The following is a 24,419-nucleotide window of genomic DNA, read 5'->3' on the forward strand; positions in this document are numbered from 1 at the left end:
CTTTGTGCGCTTGCACATATTTTTGCAGCCAAGCGCTGCGCGGCCTGGCGCAGGAAATCCGCCGCCAAGGTACGTCACTGCACGGTTTTGCATCGCCCACATCGCATTCACAAGGGCTCGCCACAGGCACCGGTTGCGTACGCAACGGGGTTGAGAACATGCTGTTTCGGTTTTGGGGACTCATTCCGGCGGTACACTACCGGTAGTGTCTTGAACCGCCTCGACACACCATATATAGTGTGCACCAGACTGAAGTCCGGTGCAGCACCCACACACTGCGGCGGCACTCCAGGCCGCACGCCCACTCCAGACAGCCCACAGAAGAGGACCCCCATGCAAGCTGCTTTGAACACGCCTTCCCCATCGCCCACCGCCTCTGCGGATGCCGCCACGCACGCTGCAGCGGCCGCAGCTTCCGGGCACCCGCTCACGCATTACCAGATCATTCGCCGCAACGGCGCGGTGGTGCCGTTCGAGCCCCAAAAAATTGCGGTGGCGATGATGAAGGCGTTTCTGGCAGTGCACGGCACGCAGGGCGCTGCCTCTGCCAGCGTGCGTGAGGTAGTGGACACGCTCACCCAGAACGTGGTCCGCGCCCTCATGCGCTCGCGTCCTGGCGGCGGCACCTTCCACATTGAAGATGTGCAGGACCAGGTCGAGCTGGGCCTGATGCGCGGCGAGCACCATGAAGTCGCCCGTGCCTACGTGCTGTACCGCGAGCGCCGCACGCAGGAGCGCGCTCACCACCTGGAACAGCTAGCACCCGCCACCCCGGTGCTGCACGTGATCGACAACGGCCAACGCGTGCAACTGGACATCCTGCGCCTGCACGCCTTGATCGAGTCGGCCTGCGCCAACCTGGGCGCCGACATCCAGGCAGCCCCCATCGTCGCAGAGACCATGCGCAACCTGTATGACGGCGTTCCCATGGACGAGGTCTACAAGGCGTCCATTCTGGCGGCCCGCACCCTGATCGAAAAAGATCCTGACTACACCTACGCCACGGCCCGCCTGCTACTGCACACCATCGTGCGCGAGGTGCTGGGGCGTGACGTAGCCCAGAGCAACATGGGCCAGGCCTACAAGGACTATTTCCCCACCTTCATTCAGAAGGGGGTGGACAACGAGCTGCTGGACGAGCGCCTGCTCAAGCAATACGACCTGAACCGCCTGGGCGCCGCGCTCAAGGCCGAGCGCGACCTGCAGTTCGACTACCTGGGCCTGCAGACGCTGTACGACCGCTACTTCCTGCACGTCAAGAAGACCCGCATCGAGCTGCCCCAAGCCTTCTTCATGCGCGTGGCCATGGGCCTGGCGCTCAACGAAACCGACCGCGAAGCCCGGGCCATCGAGTTCTATGAAGTGCTCTCGTCGTTCGATTTCATGTCGTCCACCCCCACGCTGTTCAACAGCGGCACGCTGCGCTCGCAGCTGTCGAGCTGCTACCTGACCACAGTGCCCGACGACCTCGATGGCATTTACGAGTCGATCAAGGAAAACGCCTTGTTGTCCAAGTTTGCCGGCGGCCTGGGCAACGACTGGACCCGCGTGCGTGCCCTGGGCTCACACATCAAAGGCACCAACGGCGAATCGCAGGGCGTGGTGCCCTTCCTCAAGGTGGTCAACGACACGGCCGTGGCTGTGAACCAGGGCGGCAAGCGCAAGGGCGCCGTCTGCACCTACCTGGAAACCTGGCACCTGGACATCGAAGAGTTCCTGGAACTGCGCAAGAACACCGGCGACGACCGCCGCCGCACGCACGACATGAACACGGCCAACTGGATCCCTGACCTGTTCATGCGCCGCGTGATGGAAAAGGGCACCTGGACGCTGTTCTCCCCTTCTAACGTGCCCGACCTGCACGATCTGTTTGGCGCCGACTTTGAAAAGGCCTATGTGGCCTACGAAGAAAAGGCTGCACGCGGCGAGATCAAGCCCGCCAAGACCATCCAGGCCACGGACCTCTGGCGCAAGATTCTCACCATGCTGTTCGAGACCGGCCATCCCTGGATCACGTTCAAGGATGCCTGCAATGTGCGCTCGCCCCAACAGCACGCCGGTGTGGTGCATTCCTCTAATCTGTGCACCGAGATCACGCTCAACACCAGCGACACCGAAACTGCCGTGTGCAACCTCGGCTCGGTGAACCTGCTGCAGCACATCAAGAACGGCCAGATCGACCACGACAAGCTCAAGAAGACCATCACCGTGGCCATGCGCATGCTGGACAACGTGATCGACATCAACTACTACGCAGTCAACAAGGCCCGCGACTCGAACCTGCGCCACCGCCCCGTGGGTCTGGGCGTGATGGCTTTCCAGGACAGTCTGTATGCGCTGCGCATTCCTTACGCCTCGCAAGAGGCGGTGGAATTCGCCGACAAGTCGATGGAAGCCATCTGCTACTACGCCTATTGGGCGTCCACCGAGCTGGCCAAAGAGCGCGGCAAATACTCGAGCTATAAGGGCTCGCTGTGGGATCGCGGCATCCTGCCTTTCGACACGCTGGACATGCTCTCGCAGGCCCGTGGCGGGTATGTGGAAGTGGACCGCTCATCCACGCTGGACTGGGATGCCCTGCGCAAGAAGATTGCACTGGACGGCATGCGCAACTCCAACTGCGTCGCCATTGCCCCCACGGCCACCATCTCGAACATCATTGGCGTCGATGCCTCGATCGAGCCTTCGTTCGGCAACCTGTCCGTGAAGTCCAACCTGTCGGGCGAGTTCACGGTGATCAACGGCGGCCTGGTGCGTGACCTCAAGCGCCTGGGCCTGTGGGATGACGTGATGATCATGGACCTCAAGCACTTCAAGGGTTCGCTGCACCCCATCGACCGCGTGCCCCAGGACATCAAGGCGCTCTACTCCACAGCCTTCGAAGTCGAACCCCAGTGGCTGGTGGAAGCCGCATCACGCCGCCAGAAGTGGATCGATCAGGCGCAGAGCCTCAACATCTACATGGCCGGCGCGTCGGGCAAGAAGCTCGACGACACCTACAAACTGGCGTGGGTGCGCGGCCTCAAGACCACCTACTACCTGCGCACCCAAAGCGCTACGCACGTCGAAATGAGCACCGTGAACACACGCCAGCTCAATGCGGTGTCATCAGGCAATGACAGCGGCGCATCGGCAGCTTCAGCCACCGCAGCGGCCAAGCAAAACCCGCTGGAAACCGCTGCCGCAACGGCCTCTCAGCAGGCTGCAGCCGTGCCAGCCACGGACGTCAAGTTCTGCGCCATCGACGATCCTGGCTGCGAGGCCTGCCAGTAAGCACATTGCCAGCAACGCCTCGGGCTCGCCCGGGGCGTTGCTCCGGTGCTGTGAAGCAACAAAACCTTGCTGCACAACGCTTCAGTGCTTTCCTTTTCGCAGCACTGCTTTCATAATCCGAACACTGGAAAATCTATGTTGACCTGGGACGAAGAAGTCAAGCCCTCATCGCAAAATCAACTGGACGGCGGTCTGCCTAACAACCGCCAGGTGGGACAACCGCCTCTCGCTTTCCAGACGCCTTCGCTGCAGCCTTTGAGCACCTCGGCCCCAGCAGCAAGCGCCACCACCACACCCGTCGCCGCAGCAGCACACCGCCGTGTGAATGCCGCCGACAAGCGCATCATCAACGGCCAGACCGACGTCAACCAGCTGGTGCCTTTCAAGTACAAGTGGGCGTGGGAGAAATACCTCGCCACCTGCGCCAATCACTGGATGCCCCAAGAGGTGAACATGACGCGTGACATCGCGTTGTGGAAGGACCCCAACGGCCTGACCGAAGACGAGCGCCGCATCATCAAGCGCAACCTGGGCTTCTTCGTCACTGCCGATTCGCTGGCCGCCAACAACATCGTGCTGGGCACGTACCGCCACATCACGGCCCCTGAGTGCCGCCAGTTCCTGCTGCGCCAGGCGTTCGAAGAAGCGATCCACACCCACGCGTATCAGTACATCGTCGAATCGCTGGGTCTGGATGAAAGCGAAATCTTCAACGCCTACAACGAAGTCCAGTCGATCCGCGACAAGGACGAATTCCTGATCCCCTTCATCGAAGCGATCATGGATCCGTCTTTCAAAACCGGCACGCCCGAGACCGACCAGACCCTGCTCAAGTCGCTGATCGTTTTCGCGTGTCTGATGGAAGGCCTGTTCTTTTACGTGGGCTTCACGCAGATCCTGGCATTGGGTCGCCAGAACAAGATGACCGGCGCTGCTGAGCAGTACCAATACATCCTGCGCGATGAGTCGATGCACTGCAATTTCGGCATCGACTTGATCAATCAGCTCAAGCTCGAAAACCCCCACCTGTGGACCGCAGAGTTCAAGGCCGAGATCAAGGCACTGTTCCTCAAGGCCGTGGAGTTGGAATATCGCTACGCCGAAGACACCATGCCCCGTGGCGTGCTGGGCATGAATGCTTCCATGTTCAAGGGCTACCTGCGCTACATCGCCAACCGCCGCGCCACGCAGATCGGGTTGGAGACGCTGTTCCCTAATGAAGAGAACCCGTTCCCGTGGATGAGCGAGATGATCGATCTCAAGAAGGAGCGCAACTTCTTCGAGACCCGGGTTATTGAATACCAGTCCGGTGGTGCGCTGTCCTGGGACTAGCGCCTTTTTTGCAGGCCACACCACCATGGATTTTTACACCACGCCCAGCAACGACAGCGCCGCAGAGCGCTGCCCTGCGGGGCGTTCCCGTGTTCATGGAGATGGAGTTTTCATCCATCTCCATGGATCGCTCTCTGTCCACTGCAGACAGGAAGTGCTCTTTGCAAATTGACCCAAGGAGAACATGATGGCAACTGCGAAAAAACCGGCCGCTAAGAAGGCTGCTCCCGCGAAAAAGGCTGCAACGGCCAAACCCGTAGCCGCCAAGAAGGCTGCACCTGCCAAGAAGGCAGCAGCACCGGCAAAGAAAGCCGCTCCTGCCAAGAAGGCTGTAGCTGCGAAGAAGGCTGCACCCGCCAAGAAGGCAGCAGCACCGGCAAAGAAAGCCGCTCCTGCCAAGAAGGCCGTAGCTGCGAAGAAGGCTGCACCCGCCAAGAAGGCAGCAGCACCGGCAAAGAAAGCCGCTCCCGCCAAGAAGGCCGCAGTAGCCAAGAAGGCCGCAGCACCTGCCAAGGCAGCCCCCGCAAAGAAAGCTGCCCCGGCCAAGAAGGCCCCCAAGGCGCCTGCCCCTGCGGCCGCTGCCCCTGCAGCACAAACCACGCTGAACCCTCAGGCAGCCTGGCCTTTCCCTACGGGCAACAAGCCCTGATCCTGGCGCGCCACGCGCTCAACCCGGTGCAAACGCACCGGGTTTTTTTTCGTCTGTATGCAGGTCTGGGCACTCCCAAGAGCTACCTGGCAAGCAAGCTGCGTTGTACAGCACTGGGCAGCGCAACGCAGACGACACTGGCTCGGAGGATTAACCCAACGGATCGAAATCCAGCGTGTAGTTCTGTGGGCCACGTTGCGCGATCTTGAGAGCGCCAACCCGGTTGCCCAGCTCCGCACAACACACGAGGGACCAGCCCTTTTCCAGACCAAACAGCAGCGCGCCGCGCCAGGCATCGCCGCAACCCGTGGGGTCCACCACCGCTGCAGGCGCCACAGAGGGTACATGGGTTTTTTCACCATCCACCCAGACCTCGCAGCCCTCTGCGCCCAGCGTCACCACCAGTCCCTGCACCTTGCGGGAGATATCGGCCAAAGACCAGCCGGTGCGGTCGCAGAGCATCTTCCCCTCATAGTCATTGACGGTGACCCAGGTGGCCTGGTCGATGAACTGCGCCAACTCCTGCCCATTGAACATGGGCAAGCCCTGACCTGGATCGAACACAAACGGGATACCCGCCGCCACGAACTGGGCAGCATGCTCCAACATCGCGTCACGCCCGTCCGGCGCGATGATCCCCACGCTGACACTGTTGTCTGCACCAATTCGATTGGCATGGGCCTGCATCATGGCGCCAGGATGGAAAGCCGTGATCTGGTTGTTGTCACGGTCCGTCATGATCATCGCCTGCGCGGTGTAGGTGTCCTGCACCTGCCCGACGTATCGGGCGCTGATACCCAGCGACTGCAGTCGCTGCAGATAGTCAGCACCGTCACTGCCCAACATGGCCATGGGCAACGGCTCCCCACCGAGCAGCTTGAGGCTGTAAGCAATGTTGCCAGCACACCCCCCGAAGTCGCGGCGCAACGACGGGACAAGGAAGGACACATTCAGGATATGGAGCTGATCCGGCAGGATCTGCTCCGCAAAACGCCCCTCGAAAGTCATGATGGTGTCGAACGCCAGGGAACCACAAATGAGGGCAGCCATAGATAGTGAAACTCGGTAAGTTGTTGGGTGAAAAATCAGGGATAGAACGCAAGCAGCCGGTAGCCCGCCACGCGCGCACCGCCGGTGGTCACGAGCACCGACACCGAGGTGCCCCACTCACCTTTCGCGGGCAGCTCCGCTGGAGCCGCCATGTCGGTAGGCAGCAGAACCCGCCGCAATACGGCCTGATCCTGCGCATCGGTCAGGGTCAGCTCCACCGCAGGCATGGCCAGTGGAATGGTGGCGGTGCTCTTCATCGTCAGCGCTAGCTGGTAACTGTCACCCCGGGCTTTGTTGAAAGAAGAACTGTCGATGACCACATCGGCGATCTGGCGCACAGGGGCAAGTTCGCAGCGCAAGGGCTCGCACAGTTTCACCAACCAGGGCCGGGTACGCACATCCAGGGCTGCAATGCGGTCACGCTCCTGCACCGCAATCTGCAAAGCCAGCCCCAGCAAGGAGACGATGAACCCCAGCCACAAAACCATCCGCACGACCGGCTTGCGCCAAAACGCCTTGCGGCGCGCAGCCACCACAAAGCTGACCTCGGGGTCTGACGCCTGGTTGTCGGCCTCATCGTCGTCGTCGTCAACAGCGGGTCTGGGGCGCGCCTGCAGGATGGCGGCATGCGAATCGTCCTTCACCAACTCCATCGCCGGAGCCTCTGGCGCAACATCCTTCGACACAAAGTCCACAGAAGGCAACGCGGGCGCAGGCGGGGTGGGCACAGCAACGGGCGACGCAGGCTCAGATTTCTGAGCATCGCCTGAAAGTCCAGCACTGGTATCGGATGACGGAGCGAGAGCAACAGGCGCTACCGGAGGCTGTGCAAGCTCTGCCGAGTGACTCGCGCGCTGCTCTGTGGCATCCACATCCATGGTTGCGTTCAGCGCTACCTCGGAATCGCGAAGTTCGGCAAACGGCAGTTCATAGCCTGCCAGGCTGGGGGACGCAGGAACCGGTGGCACAGCTCCACCAAACAAACTGCCGCGTCCATCAGCGACATCCTGCGCCACGTCGGATGGCATCGTGACGGCGGAATGCTCTTGCCTGGCCACATGAACGGCAGGGGAGAGACCATCTAAGCGGAGCGCCGTGTCCGGTATCACCACCGGCTCTGGAGCATCAGCAGGCGCTGTGACGGATGGCGATGCCTCAGCCTCCACCGCTGTCGCAGTCCGCGATGCACTGTGGGCTCTCCATGCAAACGGCGCGGCGACCTCCTTGCCCAAGACATCCGACGAGACTTCCGTGCGAGCCCCGGCAGTAAGAAAAGCAGGTACCGCAGGGCTGGGAATATCGAGCACCGGGGCAGCAGGTACATCACTGACCATGCCATACGGAAACGCGTCCATGGCGGCGGTTGCAGCAACCTCGGTGGTGGAGGTTGAAGCACTGCGGATGGCGGGAGTGCCTGCCTTGTCCACATCCTGCGGGGCAGGCGGGGGAACGGTGGGCGACTTGCCTCCCCCCCAGGCTCCCAGTGCATCCGGCTTGCGCGCTATGGGCGCAGTGGGTGCGCGCAGGTCCGTGAGCGATACATCGGGCAGCAGCTGAGCCGGTGCCACAGGCAGCAAATGGGCCGAGGCATCGAATACCTCCTTGCATTGGCCGCAGCGCACCCATCCTTCAGAGATGCGCAATTGGTCCGCCACAACCTTGAAGGTGGTGGCGCAGGACGGGCAGCGGGTGATCTGGCTCATCACCGAGCGATTGTAGAGGCCATGCCACGGCTGCCAGAACAGCGCTCGCGCACCTTCAGCGGCGCGCAGTCATCAAGATCCAGCCGTCTTCGGCATCCGCCACTTCCAGCGGCAGCCAGGGCGCGTAGGCCTCCTTGAGCTCATCCGCCTGGCGCTCCAGAATGCCTGCCAAAACCAGATTCCCACCCACAGCCACATAGCTGCACAGCAGTGGGGCCAATACACGCAACGGAGTGGCCAGGATATTGGCCAGCACGGTCTGGTATTCGCCTTGCGCCTTGTCGGGCAGGCCCGCTTTCAGCGTGACCTGATTGGCCTGGGCATTTTGCACCGTGGACTCCACGGCAGCCGGGTCGATATCCACCGCATCAATGTCCGTGGCACCGAACTTGGCAGCACCGATGGCGAGGATGCCGGAGCCACACCCGTAGTCCAGCACGCGCCCCAGCAGGTTGCCCTGCTCAGGTTGCGTTGCGCCATGGCGCGCAATCCAGCGCAGACACATGCGGGTGGTTGGGTGGGTGCCCGTGCCAAACGCCAAGCCGGGGTCCAGCCGGATGCTCCGCACTGCCTGGGCGGGCAACTCATGCCAGGTAGGCACGATCCAGAAATCCGGGGTGATGTCCACCGGCGCAAATTGCGACTGCGTCAGCCGCACCCAGTCCTGCTCGGGCACCGGGGTGACACCCAGCACCTGGCAGCCCACAAAAAAGTCCTGCACCACCAGCAATTGCTGCGCTTCACGGGCCGCCACCTCGGAGGGGAACAAGGCCACCACGCGGCTGCGTTGCCAGCCATCCTTGGGCGGAGGCATGCCAGGCTCGCCAAACAGCGCCTGTTCAGCGTCGGTCTGGGCATCGGCGTCTTCTACCGACACGGACAGCGCGTCCAGCGCGTCCAGCGCATCGCTGACCGCTTCAATCCGGTCCTCGGGGCACATCAGACTCAGCTCAAACATAGGCATCTCTCAGAAAAAGTGAAATGCTGGCACCCGTTGCCAGGAGCCAGCATGTGAATGACCTGCAGCGTGCCAGCTCAGCGTTTGTGCTGCGACAGCCACTCTTCCAGGTAGTGGATGTTGGTGCCGCCCGCCATGAACTTGGCGTCCACCATCAGCTCGCGGTGCAGCGGCACATTGGTGTTGATGCCTTCGATCACCGTCTCGGACAGGGCCGTGCGCATGCGGGCCAGCGCCTGCTCGCGCGTGTCGCCGTGCACGATGATCTTGCCGATCATCGAGTCGTAGTTGGGTGGCACGAAGTAGTTGGTGTAGGCATGCGAGTCCACGCGCACGCCGGGGCCACCTGGTGGATGCCAGGTGGTAATGCGCCCGGGCGAAGGGATGAACTTGTAGGGGTCTTCCGCGTTCACCCGGCACTCGATGGCATGGCCACGGATTTCGATCTGGCGCTGGGTGAAAGGCAGCTTCTCGCCCGCCGCCACCATGATCTGCGTTTTCACGATGTCCACGCCAGTGATCCACTCAGTCACGGGGTGTTCCACCTGCACACGGGTGTTCATCTCGATGAAGTAGAACTCGCCGTTCTCGTACAGGAACTCAAACGTGCCCGCGCCCCGGTAGCCGATCTTCTTGCAGGCAGCGACGCAACGCTCGCCGATCTTCTCGATCAGCTTGCGAGGAATGCCTGGAGCTGGCGCCTCTTCGATCACCTTCTGGTGGCGGCGCTGCATGGAGCAGTCGCGCTCGCCCAAATACACCGCATTGCGGTGCTTGTCGGCCAAGATCTGGATTTCGATGTGGCGTGGGTTCTGGAGGAACTTCTCCATGTACACCGCAGGATTGCCAAACGCGGCACCCGCCTCGGCCTTGGTCATCTGCACAGCATTGACCAGTGCGGCCTCGGTGTGGACCACGCGCATGCCACGGCCACCGCCGCCGCCTGCGGCCTTGATGATCACCGGGTAGCCCACTGCCTTGGCGATGCGGCGGATCTGCACTGGATCGTCGGGCAACTCGCCCTCAGAACCCGGCACGCAGGGCACGCCTGCACGGATCATGGCCTGCTTGGCGGACACCTTGTCGCCCATGATGCGGATCGACTCGGGCGTGGGGCCGATGAACTGAAAGCCACTCTTTTCCACGCGCTCGGCAAAGTCTGCGTTCTCGGACAGGAAGCCATAGCCGGGGTGAATGGCCTCGGCGTCGGTCACTTCGGCCGCCGAGATGATGGCGGGCATGTTGAGGTAGGACAGCGGCGAAGGCGCTGGGCCGATGCAGACGGCCTCTTCGGCCAGCTTGACATACTTGGCGTCGCGGTCGGCCTCGGAATAGACCATGACGGCCTTGACGCCCAGCTCATGGCAAGCGCGCTGGATACGGAGAGCAATCTCTCCGCGATTCGCAACAAGAATCTTCTTGAACATGAGCGCCTTATTCGATGACGAACAGCGGCTGTCCGTATTCCACGGCTTGGCCGTTCTCGCCCAGGATGCGGGTGACGGTGCCCGACTTGTCGGCCTCGATCTCGTTGAGGATCTTCATGGCCTCGATGATGCAGATGGTCTCGCCTTCCTTGACCTGGCTGCCCACTTCGACAAAAGCCTTGGCGCCAGGGCTGGACGAGCGGTAGAAAGTGCCCACCATGGGCGACTTGACGATGTGGCCGGTGGGTGCGGCAGCCGCAGGGGGCGCGGGCAATTCCGCCACAGGCGCGGAAGCAGGCGCAGCGGCAGGAGCTGCAACCGGGGCGGGCACATACTGCTGAACCACGGCACCACCGCTCTTGACGATGCGGACTTTGCCCTCGGCCTCGGTAATTTCGAGTTCGGACACGTTCGACTCGGACACGAGATCGATGAGGGTTTTGAGTTTTCGCAGATCCATGGAAGCTCCAACGGCTATAAAACTGAATAGGGCGCGAATTTACTCCAATTTCACCCTATCGCAGTCTTCCACACCCATTTTTCATGAACTTCGGCATGGGAATTGCCATCTCTCAGAGAGAAAGACGCACCCAGAAGGCCTGAAAGGGGGCTGCTTTTCGACGCGAACCCTCAGCCCATGCCTGCCCAAAGCTGCAAGTCCTGGGTGGTCACTTGTCCCATTTTACGATGCAGCACCTTTCCCTCCCCACCAAGGACCACGGTGAAAGGCAGGCCTCCCGTCAGGTTGCCCAGCGACCGGCCCAGATCCGTGCCACCCAATCCCGCCAGTCCCACGGGGAAATCCAGCGGGATACGCGTCAGAAACTTGCGTACCGCTGACGGCTGGTCAATGGCCAAACCCAGCACTTGCCAGCCTTTGGCAGATTGTTCGCGATAGAAGGCGTTGAGCATGGGCAGCTCTTCCACACAAGGCGGGCACCAGGTGGCCCAGAAATTGAGCAGCAACGGCTTGCCTGCCAATGACTTCATGGCCAAGGTGCCACCGGCGGGAGTGTCAAATTCCAGCCCCCAGAGCGCCTGCTCGGCCCCTTGCTCCACGGCGTGGGGCTGAAACTTCCACCATGCCAGGCCCGCGCCCCCCAAAGCGGCGGCGCCTGCCACCCCGGCATACAAAAAGCGCCTGCGAGCGGCGGTGGGCGCAACGTCGCCAGGAGTCACAGGTTCGGGGGATTCAGCAGGCTGGGTCATGGGGTCGTGTTTTCTTGAAGCAAGCGGCGCACAGCAGTGATGTCGCCACGCGGTGTTCGGCCCTTGGTGTCGGGCCGGAGCGCACCCCGCAGGTCGTCAAGGTCGTAAATCAGCAGGTGCACGCCGATCATTTCGTTGAGTTCGGGCGATTTGCTGCCAAGACTCAACGCCTCCACCGATTCACCGTGGAAGCCAGTGACCGTGCGGGGTTCGTAGTCCACATGATGATCGATCAGAGCGATCTCTGCCGATTTGGGGTCATCGCAGAACAACTGCAGGTAAATATCCGACAGACGTGTGGCCGTTCCGTGCCACACCGCACCCGCCAGATGCGGCCGGAAAGCCGCCATGCGCTCCATCCACACCAGGGCCAGCTGGCGCAGAGCCCGCAGCTCGCGCGGCTGGGTGTCAGCACAGAAGAGCTGGATGTACTCGCGCACAGCCTCTTCCACCAAGTCGTTGTCCGGCAGCGGGGTACGGGCCGGCAAACCCATCTGCCGCAGCGCACGGCGCTTGGCGGGGCCCCATTCCAGCCCTTCTTCCACCACCAAGCGGGCCGTGGTGTGGGCGATTTCTTCGCTCAAAGGTGTGTGCATGGCAGACAGAGGCAACTAAGGACCCTGCATTGTGGCGCGAAGCCATGACAGCACGGGCGATGCCCCTCAGGCACCCCTGGCAAACCCAACAACTGCCACCCCGAAAGACTATTGTTTTGAGAGCAGCTCAGGCAGATGGAACAGGCGCCAGCTGCCACTTTTGCTTTGAACAGTGCGCTGAACCCCGGCTTTAGAATCAGCGCCCATGCATATACACATACTGGGCATCTGCGGCACGTTCATGGGAGGCTTGGCGGCCCTTGCGCGCGAGGCGGGCCACAAAGTGACAGGCTGCGACGCCGGGGTCTATCCCCCCATGAGCGACCAGCTCCGCGCGTTGGGCATCGACCTGATCGAAGGCTTTGGCGCCGACCAGCTTGCGCTCCGGCCCGACATGTTCGTGGTGGGCAATGTCGTCAGCCGAACACGGCTGGCCGATGGCACCCCCAAGTTTCCGCTGATGGAAGCCATTCTGGACGCAGGACTGCCCTACACCAGCGGGCCCCAATGGCTGGCCGAGCACGTGTTGCAGGGCCGCCATGTGCTGACCGTGGCTGGGACCCATGGCAAGACCACCACCACATCGATGTTGGCGTGGATTCTGGAGTCTTCCGGGCAGCAACCGGGCTTTCTGATCGGCGGTGTGCCGCTGAACTTTGGCGTGTCCGCACGCCTGGGCGCTGCACAGCGCCCTGCCCCCGCCGCCGCGCCGCTCGGGGCCGCTCCGCTGTTCGTGATCGAGGCCGACGAATACGACACCGCCTTTTTCGACAAACGCAGCAAGTTCGTGCACTACCGGCCCCGGACGGCTGTGTTGAACAATCTGGAGTTCGACCACGCGGACATCTTTGACGACCTGGCGGCCATCGAACGCCAATTCCACCATCTGGTGCGCACCGTGCCGCCGTCGGGGCGCGTGGTGGTCAATGGGCTGGAAGAAAGCCTGGCACGTGTGCTGCACACTGGCTGCTGGAGCGAAGTGACGAGCTTTGGCGCTGCAGTCAGCGACTTTCACGCGGTGGGCGACCCACAGGCATTTGATGTGGTGCACCAGGGGCATACCGTGGCGCGCGTGGAGTGGACGCTAACCGGCGTGCACAACCAGCTCAATGCGTTGGCAGCCATGGCAGCGGCCCACCATGTGGGCGTGGCGCCCGAGCAGGCGGCAGCCGCGTTGGGCAGTTTTCAGAACGTCAAGCGGCGCATGGAGCTACGCGGCACAGTGGGCGGCGTGGCCGTGTACGACGACTTTGCCCACCATCCCACCGCATTGCGTACCACCCTGGACGGCTTGCGCCGCACCCTGGGCCCGGGTGCCCGCATCCTCGCTGTGTTCGAGCCCCGCAGCAACACCATGAAACTGGGCGCGATGAAAAGCCAATTGCCCTGGGCCCTGGAGCCGGCCGACCTGGCCTTTTGCCACACGGCTGGGCTGGACTGGGATGCCGCGCAGGCTCTGGCACCACTTGGCATAGGCCCCGGACAGCGCGCCCAGACGGCCCCGGACATCGATACGCTGGTGGCCCTGGTCACCCAGGCCGCGCGCCCGGGCGACCATGTGGTGTGCATGAGCAATGGCGGTTTTGGCGGCATCCACGCCAAACTGCTGCAAGCACTACAAAAATAATAGCTGCCAGCACATATTCCACTAGCGCTAGCAGCCGATTTCTAGCCAATGGCGGTCAAAATGTGACTGCCATGCCCGGCACGTCCACGCGCACGATAGGCTTGGCCAGCGCGGCACTGGAGGCGCGCGCAAAGTCACGGGACCACACTGGGTCCTGCATCAGCGCCGCACCGGCTGCGCGTGCCACGGTCAGCACCTTGTCGGCCAGCAGCACCTTGCCGCTGGCGCGCAAGGGCTCGCAGTCCAGCGCGATGAACTGGTCGTCGAGCCAGCGCCGACCCACCTCGTGGGCCATGGGCTCGGCACCCTCCAGATCAAAACGGTATTCCTGATTCGCGGCCAGTTTGACCGACACTTCGCTGTGCATGATGGATCGCCTTTCTGCGTTTTTGCGGAGACTCGGGCCAGCAGCTGCACGTGGTGTGCAGCGATAGGCCCAAGTTTAGATCTTGCGACAGGTCTGACGATCAGCGGGCGCGACGCGCCTTGACGGAGTCCGACAGCTCGGCCAGCGCCTGCAGCGAAGCGTCCCAGCCCAGGCAGGCGTCGGTGATGCTCTTGCCGTATTCGAGTGCCGAAGGATCGTCCTTGCCGGGTGTGAACTTCTGGGCGCCTGCCGTCAGGTGGCTTTCGATCATCAGGCCGAAGACGCTGCGCGAACCGCCCGCCACCTGGGCCGCCACATCGCGGGCCACGTCCAGCTGCTTTTCGTGCTGCTTGCTGCTGTTGGCATGGCTGCAGTCCACCATCAATGTGGCGTGCAGCTTGGCGGCTTCGAGGTCTTTGCAAGCCGCAGCCACACTGGCAGCGTCGTAGTTGGGCGTCTTGCCGCCGCGCAAAATCACATGGCAGTCCTTGTTGCCCTTGGTGTTCACGATGGCGACCTGACCGTTCTTGTGCACCGACAGGAAGTGGTGGCCCCGGCTGGCCGACTGGATGGCGTCGGTGGCGATGCGGATGTTGCCGTCCGTGCCATTCTTGAAGCCGATGGGGGCCGAGATGCCGGAGGCCAGCTCGCGGTGCACCTGGCTTTCGGTGGTGCGCGCGCCAATCGCGCCCCAGCTGATGAGGTCGCCGATGTACTGGGGCGAAATCACGTCCAGGAACTCGCTGCCCGCAGGCATGCCCAGGCGGTTGATCTCGATGAGCAGTTGGCGCGCAATGCGCAGGCCTTCATCGATGCGGTAGCTTTCGTCAAGGTAGGGGTCATTGATGAGTCCCTTCCAGCCCACGGTGGTGCGTGGCTTTTCGAAGTACACGCGCATCACGATTTCGAGCGTGTCGGCGTACTGGGTACGCACGGCCATCAGGCGGCGGGCGTACTCGACAGCAGCGGCAGGGTCGTGGATGGAGCAAGGGCCAATCACCACCAGCAGGCGGTCGTCCTTGCCAGCCATGATGTTGTGGATGTTCTTGCGGGTCTGGGTGATCAGCGACTCGACCGGCGTGCCGCCGATCGGGAAGAAGCGGATCAGATGCTCTGGAGGAGGCAACACGGTGATGTCCTTGATACGTTCGTCGTCGGTCTGGCTGGTTTTCTCGACGCTGCGGTACCAGGCATCGCTGGTGGGATTGGTAGTGGCCGTCATGGTTGCTTCCTCGTGGAGTCGGTTGGAGTGGATGGAAAAACGGGAGGGCTGAAAAACAAAAACCGCCGGGCTTTGCAGCGTCGGCGGTTGGTATGGGGAGGTTGTGTGTGCTTGCGCGTTTCCCTCTCATCCGCCGGGGACCGAGATAAAAAACCAAAAATAAAACGCGCTGCGAACTTGCATGGAAAGCAATGTAGCACAGGAGTGCGGCAGTTCAGCACCCTCGGCATGTTGCAAATGCACGACATCCACTCGCCCCAAAAGCGCCAGACCAGAGCGATTCACCGGCGTCCCCCCCGAAACCATGCACGCAAGCGCTGCAATGCCGAGGGCTTGCGCGGCGGCTGCACGTCTTGCAAGTCGCTCGCAGGATTGCTCTGGTGCTCGTACATGTCGATGAGCAGCAGCGCTTCGCCCAGGGTCCGCCAGGCCAGCAGCTCGAACTGGTCAAAGCTTTCGCTTTCCTTAGTGCTGCGCCGCTCCAGCATCAGTTGCCAGTCTGCAATGGCGTTGCGCAGCTCCCGCAGTGCACGCTGGTAGGCGCCAAACTCGTACAGCGCGTGCCACGCTGAGCCCAGGCCAGTCAAAAACAGCTGATGTTCACGCGCGCTGTGCGACAAGGTCACCACGCGGCGCGTGATCTCGGTGGTGTCCGTACTGGTGCGGCGGATGCGAACTGCCTCGTCGATCTGCGAGGACAACGCACCAAGGCTGTCACGCAGCTGGCGCGAGTCCTCGTCGGCAACGCCCTCGCGCAAAAAGCGGCTGATGTCTCCAAACGACTGGAGCGTCAGCAATTGACTGGGGCGCGTGGCAGGCATGGTGTCACCCATTGTGCGCTGGCCGACGCGCAGTACAAGCCCCGAAAAGCGGGTGAAAACGCGAAGTCACGCACCACCCCAGGTCTGCCGGCAGGCTGCCAACGCAACCCTCAGGCCGTACCGCCCACCGTCAAGCCTTCGATGCGCAGCGTGGGTTGCCCCACGCCCACGGGCACGCTCTGGCCTTCCTTGCCGCAGGTACCCACGCCGCTGTCGAGGCGCATGTCGTTACCGATCATGGTCACCTTCTTGAGCGACTCGGGGCCGCTGCCGATGATGGTGGCGCCCTTGACGGGGTACTGGATCTTGCCGTTTTCCACCCAGTACGCTTCGCTGGCCGAGAACACGAACTTGCCCGAGGTGATGTCCACCTGCCCGCCGCCGAAGTTGCTGGCGTACAGGCCCTTCTTGATGCTGGCGATGATCTCTTGCGGGTCCTTGTCGCCGCCCAGCATGTAGGTGTTGGTCATGCGCGGCATGGGGATGTGGGCATAGCTTTCGCGGCGGCCGTTGCCGGTGGGTGCCACACCCATCAGGCGTGCGTTCAGCGAGTCCTGGATGTAGCCCTTCAAGATGCCATCCTCGATCAGCACATTGCGCTGGCTGGCATGGCCTTCGTCATCCACGTTCAGCGAACCTCGGCGGTCGGCAATGGTGCCGTCGTCCAGCACAGTGACACCCTTGGCAGCCACGCGCTGGCCAATGCGGCCACTGAACGCGCTGGAGCCCTTGCGGTTGAAGTCGCCTTCCAGCCCGTGGCCGATGGCCTCGTGAAGCAGGATACCGGGCCAGCCTGAGCCCAGCACCACGGTCATCTCGCCCGCCGGGGCGGGGCGCGATTCCAGATTGACCAGGGCCGCGTTCACGGCCTCGTCAACGTACTTACCCATTTGCTCGTCGTCGAAGTAGGCGAGACCAAAACGACCACCGCCGCCAGCAGAGCCCATCTCACGTCGGCCGTTCTGCTCGGCAATCACCGTGACCGACAGCCGCACGAGCGGTCGCACATCGGCCGCCAGGGTGCCATCGGCGCGCGCCACCAGCACCACGTCGTATTCACTGGCCAGCCCCGCCATCACCTGCGCCACGCGCGGGTCCTTGGCCCGGGCGCGCTGCTCCAGCCGCTCCAGCAGCGCCACCTTGGCCGTGCTGTCCAGCGAGGCAATTGGGTCCACGCCCGGGTACAGGCTGCGGCTGGATGCTACCTTTTTAGGAGCTACCCGCACTTTGCCTGCGTTCGCCATAGACGAAATAGACCGTACGGTGCGCGCTGCGTCCAGCAGCGATGCCTCGGAGATGTCGTCCGAATAGGCAAAGGCCGTCTTCTCGCCACTGACAGCACGCACCCCCACGCCCTGGTCGATGCTGAAGGAGCCTGTCTTGACGATGCCCTCTTCCAGGCTCCAGCCTTCACTGCGGGTGTACTGGAAGTACAGGTCCGCATCGTCCACCTGGTGGGTGCGGATCTCGGCCAGTGCGCGGGCGAGGTGGCCTTCGTCCAGGCCAAAAGGGGTCAGCAGCAGTTCACGGGCAACATCAATGCGCTGGCCGGTGGCCGCACGCTGGGGCGCGGCAGTGGTGGAGCGGAAAGTCATCGAAGCATTTTAGGCGCCTGACCAGCCCCTGCCCGTGTGGAGCCCACATGTCCCTATTTGACCCTGGCGCCCCGTCAGCGCCGCCCCGCCACCTTACGCGGCGGTCTGGTCATCCAGGCCGGCCTCGGCCGCATGGGCCTGCACCGACTCGATGCCCGCGTCCCGGGCCTTGGCACCGGAGTACATCTGGCTTTGGCCAATCACCTGGCCATTGGCGGCCTTCAACGTGAAATATGGCGCTCCGTTCTTGGCACTGAGCCTGCCAAAACGGCCATCGTTCGGAGCGTTCTTGCGCACCGCCTCGATACCACCCAGCGCGCTGGCTCGAGACTCGTACATCTCGCTGGTCAGGATGACCTGACCGTTGGCGGCCAGCAGGTTGAAGACAAACTTGTCGTTTTTCGACTTCTTGAGCTCGAACTTCGCCGCCATGGGGAAACCCTCCGGATGCTGAGCGGCCAAAACACGGTTGGCCAGCCGGTTTGTACCCCGAGGGCGTGTTCCAGGCAACCAGGCCCACAAGGCCCTACAGTGCTGCAGGAAGAGGATCCTTGGTTTCCTGCTTCTGGGATCGCGCCACCGACATCAGGATGCCCAGTGCCAGCCCCAGCGTCACCATGGCGGTGCCGCCATAGCTGATGAAGGGCAAGGGGACGCCCACCACCGGCAGGATGCCACTCACCATGCCCATGTTCACAAAGGCATAGGTGAAAAAGATCATAGAAACCGCCCCCCCCATGAGGCGGCCAAACAAGGTGGTGGCGCCTGCGGCAATGGCCAGCCCCCTCCAGACCAGCAGCAGAAAACACACCAGCAGGAACAAGTTGCCCGCCAGGCCAAACTCTTCCGAATAGGCGGCAAAAATGAAGTCGGTGGTGCGCTCGGGGATGAACTCCAGGTGGGTCTGAGTACCCGCCATGAAGCCCTTGCCCCATAGCCCGCCCGAGCCGATGGCGATCATGCCCTGGATGATGTGAAAGCCCTTGCCCAGCGGGTCGCGGGTGGGGTCCAGCAAGGTGCAGATGCGCTGCTGCTGGTAGTCGTGCAGCACCACCCATCGCACGCCATCCGCGCACAGCTGGTCGCCCAGCAGCACCAGGGTAGCGATGCCCACACCGCCGATCAGCACCGGGGGCAGGATCAGCTTCCAGGACAGGCCCGCAAAGAAGATCACCGACAGCCCGGCCGCCAGCACCAGCAGCGAGGTGCCCAGGTCAGGCTGCTTCATGACCAGGCCCACCGGAACCGCCAGCAGCAGGCCCGCCGCCGCAAAGTCCAAGGGACGCAGCGTGCCCTCGCGCTTCTGGAACCACCAAGCCAGCATCAGTGGCATGGCGATCTTGAGGATTTCGCTGGGCTGGATCACGATACCCACGTTGATCCAGCGCGTGGCCCCTTTTTTGGTGATGCCAAACAGCGCCACCGCCACCAGCAGGGCCACCCCGGTCAGGTACAGCGGCACGGCGCAAGCCATGATTTTCTGGGGGGGCACCTGGGCCACCATGAACAGGATGGCTCCTGCAATCAGCATGTTGCGCCCGTGGTCCACAAACCGCGTGCCGTGGTCATAACCCGACGAATACATGGCCAGCAACCCCGCGCTGGCCAGCATCAGCACCAGCAACAGGAGGGGAAGGTCAAAGCCCCGGAACAGGGGTGCCAGACGCTGGACGAGCGTGGGCTTTTCAAAAACGACGGCCATTCCCCGATTATCGGGGGATGCCGGGCTTCAGAGCAGCCAACGCCCCGGCAGAGAGATCGCCAACAGCGGCACTACCCTGCCTGCCGGAAGGCCATCACGGCCTGGTTGCGCAGGGTGCGCAGCAGGCCCAGGGCCTTGTCATCCACCACAATGCCCCCCGGTGTGGCCTGATCGGCATAGATGAGGGCAAAGGGCTGCCCCTTGATTTGCAGCGGCAGCAGCAGGAACGACGGTGCATTGACGCCCTTGCGGTACCACTCGGGCAGTCGCGCCTGCATGCGGGGCTCGGTGGCGTCGTTGATCAAGGTGTCTGCACCGCGCAGGCACACGGCGGCAAACAGGTCGCCCTGGGCCTTGAGGGGTACCTTGAGGGCCCGCACGGCCACCTCGCTGCCCTCCCCCAGGCCAAAGCGGCCGGTCAACATGTCGGTGCGGGCCTCGCGCAGGCAAAACACCATGCGCCGAAAACCCAGAGCGCGGAACATAGTCTCCAGGATCATGCGCAGTACATCGTTGAGCTGAAAACTCTCGACCATCGCGTTGGTGATGTCCTGGATGCCCGCCGCCAGCACTTCATTGACCTGTGTTACCGACACTGCGCCACCCGCCTGGGACTCCAGCACGGCGGGCAGGGGCTGGGTTCCCGTCACCCGCAACTCGTGGGCGCCGAGGGCATCGTCGGGTGCGGTTTGCGCCCCGGCGGCCGAAGGCAGCTTGAGCAGGCGGGCTGCCGGCGTGTCGGGGTCCACGCGCAGGTCGAGCGCCTCGGCCAGCGCCACCAGCTTGTGCCGCGCGCGCAGCGTGGCGTCGGCAATGGCCTCGGCCGACAGCGCCAGGGTGCGGGCGTAGCGTGTGCCCACCTGCCCCAGTTGCCCCTCCAGCTGGGCGGGCTCGCTGAACAGCAGGGCACTGGCGACCTCGTTGGCCGCCATGGCGGCCCAGCGCAAACGCTCCACGCCCTGCTCGGGCGCGCGCTGCATGGGTGAGCCCAGCGGCTTGCGCATGCAGCGCTGCAGGCTTTCGGGCAGACCCCAGACGCGCGCCACGCCCACCCCCAGATCCTCAAACCCGAGGCCCAGCACCTGTACCGACGCAGCCTCTTCCCCGCCCTCCATGCGCCCCGAGGCCACCAGGCTGCGCACCTGCCGGGCCTCTTCAGGAAAGTAGAACTCGCACAGCATGCGCCCCAGGTTCTGGAACATCGCCCCGATGAAGGCCTCCTCGGCCGCCTGGCTGGTGCTGCACAGCTCGGCCGCGACCGAGCCCGCCATCATGGCGCGCAAAAATTCCTCGCGCATCTGGCTGGCATGGGCCTTGTCCTGCATGTGGTCCAGCAACACCAGGCTCAGCGCCATGTTCCGCACTGCATTGAAGCCCACCAGGCTGACCGCGCGCGACACGGTGCTGATGGTGCCCCGGCTGGCGTGGGCGTAGTGCACGCTGTTGACCAGACGCAGCAGCTTGTTGGTGAGCGCCACGTCTTTCAGGATCTCGTGGGTCAGGTCGCTGATGCTGTCGTCTTCCGAATTGGCCACACGCTGGATGCGGGCCACAGAATCCGACAAGGCCGGGAAGTCGCTCTTGTGGCGCATGCGCCGCAGCAAAAAGTCCAGCGTGGCGTTGCCCGCGGCCGATGGCGCACTTGCCGGAGCAGCCCAGGCGCGCAGCGCATCCCGAAAGTCCGCCGCCGTGGCGTAGCGCTGCGCCGGGTCGCGTGCCATGGCCCGCTGCAGGATGGCGCGCAGGCCGTCGTCCACGCCGGGGCCCAGGTCGGCGGGCAGCGCCAGGTTTTCGTTGGCAATGCGGTACAGGGCCTGCCAGGTGTCTTTTTGGTGGATGAGGGGGCGCCCCGTCAGCATCTCGATGAGCACCAACGCGGCGGAATACACGTCCATCCCCGGGGTGGGCGCAGCGCCCGCCGCCGCCTCCGGTGCCATGTAGGCGGGCGTGCCGCTGGCCAGCTGTGCATCGGGCGCGGCCTGCACGGGAGCCGCCATGCCAAAGTCCATCACCCGGGCGTGCCGGTGCGCATCGATCATGATGTTGGACGGCTTGAGATCGCGGTGCACGATGCCCGCCTGGTGGGCGGCATGCAAGCCATCAAGCACATCCACCAAAAGCGCCACGGCGTCATGCGGCGTACAGCGCCCCTGCTGGGCCAGGTGTTCGGCCAGCGTGTGGCCTGGCACGTACTCGAACACGATATAGGGCTGCGAGCCCTGCACGTCGGCCTCGAACACCGGCACGATGTAGGGGTGGGCTAAGCGCCCCACATGGCGCGCCTCGCGCAGCCACTGCTCCAGCACGGAAGGGTCCTGGTCCTGCATGGGGCGCATGAGCTTGATGGCCACCTCGCGCTGCAGGCGGGGGTCCAGCGCCAGCCACACGGTGGCCTGGGCGCCCCGGCCCAGCTGCTTCTTGAGTTCAAACCGACCCAGCGAGGCAGGCGGCTTATCGCCTGATCCGAGCGCCCATCGTCTGGCAGTGGAAAGCGGGGCAAAATCGGTCATGGTGCGGGTAGCAAAACCAGGCGCCGCACGGTGTGGCGCCCCGGTACGCACATCTTATGCCTGCGCCAGCCCGGTTAAAGCAGTGATTCCCCTGCCCCGATCACTTTCTGTCTCATGACCACCACCCACCTGCTGTACCTGCACGGTTTTCGCTCGTCCCCCTCGTCGTCCAAGGCCCGCCAGACCGCGGCCTACATGGCAGCCCACCACCCCTCCGTGACCTTCTGGTGCCCCCAGTTGCCGCCATCGCCGCGGGCCGCCATGGCGCTGGTGGCGCAGGGCATTGCCCACTGGCCCCGGCATTCCATGGCCGTGATTGGCTCGTCGCTGGGCGGCTTCTATGCCAGCTGGGTGGCGCAGCACGCGGGTTGCCCCAGCGTGATGCTCAACCCCGCCGTGGACCCGGCACGCGACCTCGCCCGCTACATCGGCGAGCAGACCAGCTGGCACGACCCGAGCGAGCGCTTTTATTTTTTGCCGGAGTACATCGAAGAGTTGCAGGCCCTGGACATGCGGGGTCGCTCGCCCGCAGCCCCTGAGCTGGCCATCGTTGCCAAGGGCGACGAAGTGCTGGACTGGCGCGAGATGGTGGGGCGCTACCCGCAGGCCAAGCAGGTGGTACTGGAGGGAGGTGACCACGCGCTGGGCAACTATGCGGACTACCTGCCCTTGGTGAGCCAGTTCCTGCAACTGGCCTGAACGCGCGGCGGCCGTCCGCCGCGCATCCGGTCAGGGCTTGAGGTGTGACGAAATCCGCCGACCCTGCTCCCGCCACCGCTCATAGTCCGCCGGGTACGCAGCGCGGTATCGCTTGAGGTGAAACGCCGCCTCGTCGTCCAGCCCCAACATCGTGGCGCTTTCGATCAGCGGCTCGATCACCCGGGGTTCGGGCGAGAAGTGCAGCAGCTTGTTGGCCACGGCAAAGACTTGGCCCGCGTTGCTGGGCGAAAGCTCGATGGTGGTCAGCAGCGCAAAATCGACCTGATCGGTGAAGAAAGGGGTGTTACCCACCTTGCGAACGGTGTCCTGGCGCAGGGACGGCGGCCGGTCGGCGAGCGGTTTGTACAGCTGGCCGACGCGATAAAAATCCCAGCCCACGTAGGCCCCTGTTGCCAGCGCGGCCACGATGATACCGGCCGCCCCCCGGCGTGCGCCCAGCGAGCTTGCCCAGCCGGGCAGCTGCCAGCGCCACAGCAACGCGACGGCCAGCACCGTGACCAACTGGAACGGCCCGTACCACAGCGGAAACTCCAGCAGGCTGTGCAGACCCAGCGGCGCCAAGATGCCCCAGGCCAGTTGCCGCGCTGGATCGGTCTCGCGCCAGGGCTTTTCGCGCAGCACCCACACCACCACCGCGGCACAAAAGATCAGCGCCACCGGCACGCCCAGCTCCACCGCAAGGTGCAGGGGCAGGTTGTGGGCATTGTCCAGCAGCGCACAAAACCGCTCGCCCGGAAACAACGTGATGTAGTGCGCGTAGTCCAGCTCACCCCACCCCCAACCCGCCCAGGGCTTTTGGGCGATCAGGTGCAGCACATTGGCCCACAACGCACGGCGGCTGGTGCAGTCAGGCTCCTCGTTGACGATGCGCGCAAACAGGCCATCCGACGCAAATCCGGTCGCATCCAGCAGCCACAGGGGCAGCACCCACGCCGCTACGCCGTACAGAACCAGGCCGAACATGCCCCACCCCAAAGCCCGGCGCCCCCAAGACGCGCGCCAGCACAACATCAGCCCCAACAGCAAAAGCCACTGCACAGCACCGGTACGCGACGCCGTGGCCGCGCTCGACATCGCCAGCAATGCCAGCCCACAAGCCACCAGCCAACCCGTCAACCAACCGGGCCAAGCTTGCCCTGTCTGAAGGGGGCTGACAGAGCCTGGCTGTTCCAAACGCCCTTGCCTCTGGACCAGGGTCCACAGCAAGGCCCACACACCCAGGCTCAACAGCGTCGCCTGCTGATTGCGCTGGCGCAGGTTGCCAATGGCCTGCCCCAGCGTGGAGGGCTGCACTCCTGGCAGGCCGGGGTCCCCCAGAAAGTACTGCAGCAGCCCGATGACTGCACTGATCAGTGCCGCTACGAGAAGGCCGGCCGCCAGCATCCGGCTCGACACCAGGGCTGGCGCAACCCCGGTCTCCCCTTCCTGATCCCGCCCCGGCGAACTGCCGCAGCGAGCCAGGGCCAGCAACACCAGCACCGCGCCGCAGCCCCAGGACGCCAGCAGGGGCCAGAAGTTGTTGATGGGGGCCTGCGTGAAGCAGAACAGGAACGGCAGCGCCAGTGCCAGCAGTGTCAGCGGCGTGGCCATGGTGGCAAAGGGCATGGGATGGCAGGTCGGGCAGAAAGGGCGCGCCGTGGATCATATGCGCGGCTGCC

The 24,419-nt window shown here is 63.7% G+C and carries 20 protein-coding genes; 5 read left to right on the top strand and 15 right to left on the bottom strand.

What is annotated here, in order from left to right:
• Positions 1–333 precede the first annotated feature (333 nt).
• From N4G42_RS20125 to N4G42_RS20135, 3 genes are all read left to right on the top strand, one after another.
• Positions 334–3,273, top strand: coding sequence for a ribonucleoside-diphosphate reductase subunit alpha (locus N4G42_RS20125; protein ID WP_260668446.1), 2,940 nt, complete (start codon positions 334–336; stop codon positions 3,271–3,273).
• Between the two features lie 135 nt (positions 3,274–3,408).
• On the top strand, positions 3,409–4,605 hold the full coding sequence (locus tag N4G42_RS20130; RefSeq protein WP_056066330.1) for a ribonucleotide-diphosphate reductase subunit beta: 1,197 nt from the start codon (positions 3,409–3,411) through the stop codon (positions 4,603–4,605).
• Between the two features lie 184 nt (positions 4,606–4,789).
• Entirely contained in the window at positions 4,790–5,254 is a 465-nt protein-coding gene (locus N4G42_RS20135; protein ID WP_369817000.1) for a histone, read from the top strand.
• Positions 5,255–5,404: 150 nt separating this feature from the next.
• On the opposite strand, the gene N4G42_RS20140 is transcribed toward N4G42_RS20135, so the two are convergent.
• From N4G42_RS20140 to N4G42_RS20170, 7 genes are all read right to left on the bottom strand, one after another.
• On the bottom strand, positions 5,405–6,304 hold the full coding sequence (locus N4G42_RS20140; RefSeq protein WP_260668448.1) for a carbohydrate kinase family protein: 900 nt from the start codon (positions 6,302–6,304) through the stop codon (positions 5,405–5,407).
• A 35-nt stretch (positions 6,305–6,339) separates the two neighbouring features.
• Positions 6,340–8,007, bottom strand: a complete 1,668-nt coding sequence (locus tag N4G42_RS20145) for a DUF3426 domain-containing protein (RefSeq protein ID WP_260668449.1) — start codon at positions 8,005–8,007, stop codon at positions 6,340–6,342.
• Positions 8,008–8,062: 55 nt separating this feature from the next.
• Positions 8,063–8,965, bottom strand: a complete 903-nt coding sequence (gene prmA / locus N4G42_RS20150; protein ID WP_099729311.1) for a 50S ribosomal protein L11 methyltransferase — start codon at positions 8,963–8,965, stop codon at positions 8,063–8,065.
• A 77-nt stretch (positions 8,966–9,042) separates the two neighbouring features.
• On the bottom strand, positions 9,043–10,392 hold the full coding sequence (gene accC, locus N4G42_RS20155; protein WP_056066345.1) for an acetyl-CoA carboxylase biotin carboxylase subunit: 1,350 nt from the start codon (positions 10,390–10,392) through the stop codon (positions 9,043–9,045).
• A 7-nt stretch (positions 10,393–10,399) separates the two neighbouring features.
• On the bottom strand, positions 10,400–10,852 hold the full coding sequence (accB, locus tag N4G42_RS20160; RefSeq protein WP_260668450.1) for an acetyl-CoA carboxylase biotin carboxyl carrier protein: 453 nt from the start codon (positions 10,850–10,852) through the stop codon (positions 10,400–10,402).
• A gap of 170 nt (positions 10,853–11,022) precedes the next feature.
• Positions 11,023–11,601: a TlpA family protein disulfide reductase gene (locus N4G42_RS20165; protein WP_260668451.1), complete on the bottom strand. Its 579-nt coding sequence runs from the start codon at positions 11,599–11,601 to the stop codon at positions 11,023–11,025.
• Entirely contained in the window at positions 11,598–12,197 is a 600-nt protein-coding gene (locus N4G42_RS20170; RefSeq protein ID WP_056066353.1) for a hypothetical protein, read from the bottom strand. The genes N4G42_RS20165 and N4G42_RS20170 overlap by 4 nt, the downstream gene beginning before the upstream one ends.
• 205 nt (positions 12,198–12,402) lie before the next feature.
• Here N4G42_RS20170 and mpl point away from each other — a divergent pair, with 205 nt between their 5' ends.
• Positions 12,403–13,824 (top strand): UDP-N-acetylmuramate:L-alanyl-gamma-D-glutamyl-meso-diaminopimelate ligase, encoded by a 1,422-nt coding sequence (mpl, locus tag N4G42_RS20175; protein ID WP_260668452.1) that lies wholly within the window; start codon positions 12,403–12,405, stop codon positions 13,822–13,824.
• Positions 13,825–13,879: 55 nt separating this feature from the next.
• Here the strand turns inward: mpl and N4G42_RS20180 are convergent, their stop codons facing one another.
• From N4G42_RS20180 to N4G42_RS20210, 7 genes are all read right to left on the bottom strand, one after another.
• Positions 13,880–14,191, bottom strand: coding sequence for a hypothetical protein (locus N4G42_RS20180; RefSeq protein WP_056746913.1), 312 nt, complete (start codon positions 14,189–14,191; stop codon positions 13,880–13,882).
• 100 nt (positions 14,192–14,291) lie between these two features.
• The gene (locus N4G42_RS20185; RefSeq protein ID WP_260668453.1) at positions 14,292–15,413 is read right to left on the bottom strand and encodes a 3-deoxy-7-phosphoheptulonate synthase; all 1,122 of its coding nucleotides are present in this window, start codon (positions 15,411–15,413) and stop codon (positions 14,292–14,294) included.
• 281 nt (positions 15,414–15,694) lie between these two features.
• Positions 15,695–16,234, bottom strand: coding sequence for a hypothetical protein (locus N4G42_RS20190; protein ID WP_099731994.1), 540 nt, complete (start codon positions 16,232–16,234; stop codon positions 15,695–15,697).
• Between the two features lie 110 nt (positions 16,235–16,344).
• Positions 16,345–17,829 carry a metalloprotease TldD gene (gene tldD, locus N4G42_RS20195; protein ID WP_260668454.1) on the bottom strand — a complete coding sequence of 495 codons (1,485 nt, stop codon included), beginning with the start codon at positions 17,827–17,829 and terminating at the stop codon, positions 16,345–16,347.
• Positions 17,830–17,922: 93 nt separating this feature from the next.
• Positions 17,923–18,261 carry a YegP family protein gene (locus N4G42_RS20200; protein ID WP_056066369.1) on the bottom strand — a complete coding sequence of 113 codons (339 nt, stop codon included), beginning with the start codon at positions 18,259–18,261 and terminating at the stop codon, positions 17,923–17,925.
• Between the two features lie 94 nt (positions 18,262–18,355).
• Entirely contained in the window at positions 18,356–19,531 is a 1,176-nt protein-coding gene (rodA, locus tag N4G42_RS20205) for a rod shape-determining protein RodA (RefSeq protein WP_056746916.1), read from the bottom strand.
• Positions 19,532–19,602: 71 nt separating this feature from the next.
• Positions 19,603–22,041 carry a serine/threonine protein kinase gene (locus tag N4G42_RS20210; protein WP_260668455.1) on the bottom strand — a complete coding sequence of 813 codons (2,439 nt, stop codon included), beginning with the start codon at positions 22,039–22,041 and terminating at the stop codon, positions 19,603–19,605.
• Positions 22,042–22,155: 114 nt separating this feature from the next.
• Between N4G42_RS20210 and N4G42_RS20215 the strand changes: the two genes are divergently transcribed.
• Entirely contained in the window at positions 22,156–22,740 is a 585-nt protein-coding gene (locus tag N4G42_RS20215; protein WP_260668456.1) for a YqiA/YcfP family alpha/beta fold hydrolase, read from the top strand.
• Between the two features lie 30 nt (positions 22,741–22,770).
• Here N4G42_RS20215 and N4G42_RS20220 read toward each other — a convergent pair whose 3' ends face one another.
• Entirely contained in the window at positions 22,771–24,366 is a 1,596-nt protein-coding gene (locus N4G42_RS20220) for a Wzy polymerase domain-containing protein (RefSeq protein ID WP_260668457.1), read from the bottom strand.
• Positions 24,367–24,419: the final 53 nt, after the last annotated feature.

Origin of the sequence: Acidovorax sp. K2F (assembly GCF_025246485.1) — a bacterium.
Taxonomy (GTDB): Bacteria; Pseudomonadota; Gammaproteobacteria; order Burkholderiales; family Burkholderiaceae_C; genus Acidovorax; species Acidovorax delafieldii.